The organism is Streptomyces sp. NPDC028419 (genome assembly GCF_055565515.1).
In genome coordinates, this window is record NZ_JBVHUE010000043.1 from 59,907 (window position 1) to 65,960 (window position 6,054).

The following is a 6,054-nucleotide window of genomic DNA, read 5'->3' on the forward strand; positions in this document are numbered from 1 at the left end:
GCGGTGATCACCACGGGGGGACCGATCACACGCACCACGGCGGCCCTGCTGCCGCGGACCGACGAAGTACCGCCGCTGGCGACTCCGCGCGACGCGGCCCGCGAGGCCGCCGAACGCGAGCTGTCCAAGCCGCTCTACCACCAGAACGACCCGAGCCCGATCCAGCGGGCCATCGACCGCTTCTGGGAGTGGCTCGGCGACCTCCTGAACTCCGCGTCCGACGCAACGCCCGGCGGCCTGGTGGGGATCCTCGTGATCGTCGTCGTGGTCGCCCTGCTCATAGGCGCCCTGTGGTGGCGGCTCGGCTCCCCCCGCCGCGCCGCCACCAGCGCCGGACTCCTCTTCGACGAGGGCGTCCGCAGCGCCGCCGACCACCGCACGAGCGCCGAGGCCCACGCCGCCGCCGGACACTGGACCGAGGCCGTCCAGGAACGCATGCGCGCCGTCGTGCGCTCCCTGGAGGAGCGCACCCTGCTCGATCCGCGCCCCGGCCGCACCGCCGACGAGGCCGCCGCCGAAGCGGCGCGCTCGCTCCCCGCCCACGGCGCGGAACTGCACGCCGCCGCCCGGACGTTCGACGACGTCACCTACGGCGCCCGCCCCGCCGACTCCGGTACGTACGCCCGCCTGCGCGACCTCGACCTCGCCCTGGAACGCGCCAAGCCCGTCCTGACCACCGCGGGAGGACCGGCCGCATGAGCACCGCCCCGCCCCCCGCACCGGCCACCCCGACCGCCCGCGCCGCCACCTCCACCGCCATGAGCCCCACCGGGATCTGGCGCCGGGCCCGCGGCTTCCTCATCGTCGTCGCCGCCCTGCTCGTCGCCGGCATCGCCCTGGCCTCCCTGCACTCCGGCAGCCACCACGGCCAGTTCGACCCGCGCTCCGCCGACCCCACCGGCAGCCGGGCCCTCGCCGAGCTCCTGAAGCAGCGCGGCGTCACCACCCGCGTGGTGACCACCACCGCCGAAGCCACCGCGGCCGCCGACGCCGACACGACCCTCCTGGTCACCGAACCCGACCTGCTCGACGAGCAGCGACGCGTGGCCCTGAACACCGCGATGGACCTCTCCGGCGGCCGTACGGTCCTGCTCGCGCCCACCGGCCGCGCCCTGGCCGGACTCACCCCCGGCGTCCGCCTCAAGGGCACCGCCCACGACACCGACCTCTCCCCCCGGTGCACCCTGCCCGCGGCCACCGCGGCCGGGCGCGCCTCGACCGGCGACGGCCTGCGCTACACCACCGACCTCCCGCTCGCGCAGTCCTGCTACCCCAGCGGCTCCGCCGCCACCCTGCTCCGGCTCCCCGGAGCGGGCGGCGCAGACACCGTCGTCCTCGGCTCCGGGCTGATCCTCCAGAACGAGACGCTGGCCGACGAGGGCAACGCGGCCCTCGCCCTGCAACTCCTCGGCTCCCGGCCGAACCTCGTCTGGTTCATCCCCTCGCCCGCCGACAGCGCCGACGGCGCGCGGGAGCAGGACAAGAGCTTCTTCGAACTCGTCCCCGCCGGCTGGGGCTGGGCCCTGCTCCAACTCACCGTCGCCGCCGTGCTCGCCGCGCTCTGGCGGGCCCGGCGCCTCGGCCCGCTGGTCACCGAGCGGCTCCCGGTCGTCGTCCGCGCCTCCGAGGCCACCGAAGGCCGCGCCCGCCTCTACCGCAAGGCCGCGGCCCGCGACCGGGCCGCCACCGTGCTGCGGGAAGCCGCCCGGGAGCGCCTGGCCGCGCTGGTCGGCGTACCGCCCGCGCACGCCCAGGACCCCACCGCCCTGCTGCCCGCGGTCGCCGACCGGCTGACCGACGCCGAAGGCGACCTCACCGGGCTGCTCTTCGGCCCCGCTCCCTCGGACGACGCGGCACTCGTCGCGCTCGTCGATCACCTCGACGCCCTCGAAAGAGAGGTCCGTACCTCATGACGGCCACGCCCGCCGACGCCTACCAGGCCGCCCCCGCCCACCCGGACGCGGACCGCGCACGCGCCTCCCTCGAAGCGCTGCGCACCGAGATCGGCAAGGCCGTCGTCGGCCAGGACGCCGCCGTCACCGGCCTCGTCGTCGCCCTGCTGTGCCGCGGCCACGTGCTGCTCGAAGGCGTCCCCGGCGTCGCCAAGACCCTGCTGGTCCGCGCCCTGGCCGCCTCCCTCGACCTCGGCACCAAGCGCGTCCAGTTCACCCCCGACCTGATGCCGAGCGACATCACCGGCTCGCTGGTCTACGACGCCCGCACCGCCGAGTTCTCCTTCCAGGAGGGCCCGGTCTTCACCAACCTCCTCCTCGCGGACGAGATCAACCGGACGCCCCCCAAGACCCAGGCCTCCCTCCTCGAAGCGATGGAGGAGCGCCAGGTCAGCGTCGACGGCACCCCGCGCCCGCTCCCCGACCCCTTCCTCGTCGCCGCGACCCAGAACCCCGTCGAGTACGAGGGCACCTACCCGCTGCCCGAGGCCCAGCTCGACCGCTTCCTGCTCAAGCTCACCGTGCCGCTGCCCTCCCGCACGGACGAGATCGACGTCCTGGCCCGGCACGCCGCCGGCTTCGACCCCCGCGACCTCGACGCCGCCGGAGTGCGCCCCGTCGCCGGCCCCGCCGACCTCGAAGCCGCACGCCGCGCCGTCGCCGCCACCACGGTCTCCCCCGAGATCACCGGCTACGTCGTCGACATCTGCCGCGCCACCCGCGAATCGCCGTCGCTCACCCTCGGCGTCTCCCCCCGCGGCGCCACCGCCCTGCTCTCCACCGCCCGCGCCTGGGCCTGGCTGACCGGCCGCGACTACGTCACCCCCGACGACGTCAAGGCCCTCGCCCTGCCCACGCTGCGCCACCGCGTCCAGCTGCGCCCCGAGGCCGAGATGGAAGGCGTCACCGCGGACGCGGTCATCACCGCGATCCTCTCCCACGTCCCCGTCCCGCGCTGATGGCCCTCACCGGACGCGCCGCCCTGGTCGCGGCACTCGGCGCGCTCCCCGTCGGCCTGCTCGAACCGAGCTGGACGGGGATCCTCGCCGTCAACGGACCCCTGGCCCTGGCCTGCGCCGTCGACTACGCCCTCGCCGCGCCGGTGCGCACCCTGCGGCTCGCGCGCTCCGGCGACACCGCGGTGCGCCTGGGCGAGGGTGCCGAGGTCCACCTCAGCGTCACCAACCCCGGCGGGCGCACCCTGCGCGCCCGGATCCGCGACGCGTGGCCGCCGAGCAGCTGGGTCCCGGGCGCCGAGGCGGCCGCCTCACGGCACGCCCTGACCGTCCCCGCGGGCGAACGCCGCCGGGTCACCACCCGGCTGCGTCCCTCCCGGCGCGGGGACCGCAAGGCCGACCGCGTCACCGTCCGCTCGTACGGCCCGCTCGGGCTGATGGCCCGCCAGGGCACCCACGTCGTGCCCTGGACGGTCCGCGTCCTGCCCCCCTTCACCAGCCGCAAGCACCTGCCGTCCCGGCTCGCCCGGCTGCGCGAACTCGACGGCCGCACCAGCGTGCTGACGCGCGGTGAGGGAACCGAGTTCGACAGCCTGCGGGACTACGTGCCCGGCGACGACACCCGCTCCATCGACTGGCGGGCCACCGCCCGGCAGAACAAGGTCGCCGTCCGCACCTGGCGTCCCGAACGCGACCGGCACATCCTGATCTGCCTCGACACGGGCCGTACCTCGGCCGGCCGCGTCGGCGACGCCCCGCGCCTGGACTCCGCCATGGACGCGGCCCTGCTGCTCGCCGCCCTGGCCACCCGCGCGGGCGACCGCGTGGATCTGCTGGCCCACGACCGGCGCACCCGCGCCCAGGTCCAGGGCCGCCCGCCCGGCGACGTCCTGCCCGCCTTCGTCAACGCGATGGCCCCGCTGGAGCCCGAACTCGTCGAGACAGACTCCCGCAGCCTGGTCTCCAGCATCCTGCGCGGCGCCCCGCGCCGCTCCCTAGTGGTCCTGCTGACCAGCCTGGACGCCGCACCCATCGAGGAGGGCCTGCTCCCGCTGCTGCCCACCCTCACCCAGCGGCACACCGTCCTGCTCGCCTCCGTCGCCGATCCGCACATCGCGGAGATGGCCACCGCCCGCGGCACGGTCGACGCGGTCTACGAGGCCGCCGCGGGCACCCAGACCCGCGCCCAGCGCCGCCACACCGCCGACCAGCTCTCCCGGCACGGCGTCCACGTCGTCGACGCCACCCCCGACACCCTGGCCCCGGCCCTCGCCGACGCCTACCTCGCCCTGAAGGCCGCGGGCCGCCTCTAGGGCGTGTTTCGAAAGTCCCTCCTGGCTCGCGACGCCTGGTACCGCACCTCGCGGCGTTGTCGGAACGCCCGATTACGTCCAGTAGGCGGGCGATCCTCCGCCTTGCGATGCACGGCACCAGACGCCGCGAGCCGCGCCCTTCGGGCGCCCGGCGCTACTTTCGAAACACGCCCTAGCCGGAGACCCGGTCGGAGATGATCCGCGCGCACTCCAGCGCCTCGGTGTGCGCGGTGTCCACCTCCAGGTCGTAGACCACGCCCCGGTGGACCGCCTCGGCCTGGGCCGCGGCCATCCCAGCCACCCGGTCGCCGCGCGCCAGCTCCCGGCCCGCGGCGACCGAGGCGTCGCAGCGGACGCCGACCCACAGCACCTCCAGCCCGTCCAGCGCCCCGCGCCACCGCTGCTGCGAGTCCGGGCCGCCGAGGAAGACCTCGTCGACGATGATCCGGGCGCCCGCGCGGGCCATCGCGGCGACCCCGGCGATCCAGGCCGCCTCCACCGCCTTGAACTCCGCCCCGACGGCGACCCCGCCGTCCGCCGCGAACTCGATCCCCTCCTCCGAGTCCCGCATCGCCGCGGGCATCGCCTCGACCAGCGTGTCCACCCCGAGGGCGAGCCACGGATCCGGCAGGAGCGCCTGGAGGCACCTCGCGATCCCCGACTTGCCCGCACTGGAACCACCGTTGAGCACGATCACCCGAGTCACCATCGGGTCACTGTAGGAGGCAAGATCTCCCCGGCTCCACCATTTTCTTGATCCACGCACCATCCGCCCGCGGAGAGGAACGCCACGTGAAAGAGCACACCGAGCACCCCGAGCACCCCGAACGGGACGAACTGGCCGGGCGGTTCGAGGAACACCGGCCGCACCTGCGCGCGGTGGCCTACCGGATGCTCGGCTCGATGAGCGAGACGGACGACGTGATCCAGGAGGCCTGGCTCCGGCTCAGCACCCAGGACGCCACCACCATCGAGAACCTCGGCGGCTGGCTGACCACCGTGGTCGCACGGCTGTGCCTGAACGGGCTGCGCTCGCGCGCGCACCGCCGCGAGGACTCCCTGGACATCCGGATACCCGACCCGGTGATCAGCCGCGAGCACGTGATCGACCCCGAACAGGAGGTCCTGCTGGCCGACTCGGTCGGGCTGGCCCTGCTGGTGGTGCTCGAATCCCTGAGCCCGGCCGAGCGCCTCTCCTTCGTCCTGCACGACATGTTCGCCGTGCCCTTCGACGAGATCGCCCCGATGATCGACAAGACTCCGGCCGCGACCCGCCAGCTCGCGAGCCGGGCCCGCCGCCGGGTCCAGGGCCGGGCCCCGGCTCCTGACCCGGACCTCGCCCGCCAGCGGGAGGTGGTCAACGCCTTCTTCGCCGCGGCCCGCGACGGCGACTTCGAGGCACTGGTCTCCGTGCTGCACCCCGATGTGGTCCTGCGCTCCGACGGCGGCGTCGTCCGCGCCCGCCACACGGTCGTCCTGGACGGCGCCCGGACCGTGGCCGGACAGGCGATCACCTTCGGTTCGCTGTCCCCGTTCGCCCTCCCGGCCCTCATCAACGGGGCAGCGGGCGTCGTGGTCATCGCCAACGGCCGCCCGCTGTCGATCATGGCGTTCACCGTCGTGGACGGCCTGACCGTGGCCATCGACGTCATCGCCGACCCGGAGCGCCTGGCGGAGTTCGACCTCACCATGTTCGACGCCTGACGGGCCAGCGGGCCCGGACCTTCCGTCCGGGCCTGCACGACCGTGGAACTGGTCCGGAACGCAGAAAAGCCCCGCACCATAAGGTGCGGGGCTTTCCCACAATGATTGTTCGGCGGCGTCCTACTCTCC

6 protein-coding genes are annotated in these 6,054 nt (G+C 74.8%); 5 read left to right on the forward strand and 1 reads right to left on the reverse strand.

The genetic code is table 11. The features are described from left to right. Window positions 1–3 precede the first annotated feature (3 nt). From ACZ4UB_RS34900 to ACZ4UB_RS34915, 4 genes are read left to right on the forward strand one after another with little or no spacing between them, the layout of a single operon-like run. Entirely contained in the window at window positions 4–699 is a 696-nt protein-coding gene (locus tag ACZ4UB_RS34900) for a DUF4129 domain-containing protein (RefSeq protein ID WP_468076577.1), read from the forward strand. Then, window positions 696–1,913, forward strand: coding sequence for a DUF4350 domain-containing protein (locus ACZ4UB_RS34905; protein ID WP_468076579.1), 1,218 nt, complete (start codon window positions 696–698; stop codon window positions 1,911–1,913). The genes ACZ4UB_RS34900 and ACZ4UB_RS34905 overlap by 4 nt, the downstream gene beginning before the upstream one ends. Continuing rightward, window positions 1,910–2,911: an AAA family ATPase gene (locus ACZ4UB_RS34910; RefSeq protein WP_467968929.1), complete on the forward strand. Its 1,002-nt coding sequence runs from the start codon at window positions 1,910–1,912 to the stop codon at window positions 2,909–2,911. Before ACZ4UB_RS34905 ends, ACZ4UB_RS34910 begins: the two co-directional genes overlap by 4 nt. After that, on the forward strand, window positions 2,911–4,221 hold the full coding sequence (locus ACZ4UB_RS34915; protein WP_468076581.1) for a DUF58 domain-containing protein: 1,311 nt from the start codon (window positions 2,911–2,913) through the stop codon (window positions 4,219–4,221). The genes ACZ4UB_RS34910 and ACZ4UB_RS34915 overlap by 1 nt, the downstream gene beginning before the upstream one ends. A gap of 172 nt (window positions 4,222–4,393) precedes the next feature. Here the strand turns inward: ACZ4UB_RS34915 and cpt are convergent, their stop codons facing one another. Further along, the gene (gene cpt, locus ACZ4UB_RS34920) at window positions 4,394–4,930 is read right to left on the reverse strand and encodes a chloramphenicol phosphotransferase CPT (protein WP_468076583.1); all 537 of its coding nucleotides are present in this window, start codon (window positions 4,928–4,930) and stop codon (window positions 4,394–4,396) included. An 83-nt stretch (window positions 4,931–5,013) separates the two neighbouring features. On the opposite strand from cpt, the gene sigJ reads away from it, so the two are divergent. Continuing rightward, entirely contained in the window at window positions 5,014–5,925 is a 912-nt protein-coding gene (gene sigJ / locus ACZ4UB_RS34925; RefSeq protein ID WP_468076585.1) for an RNA polymerase sigma factor SigJ, read from the forward strand. The last annotated feature ends 129 nt before the right edge of the window (window positions 5,926–6,054 follow it).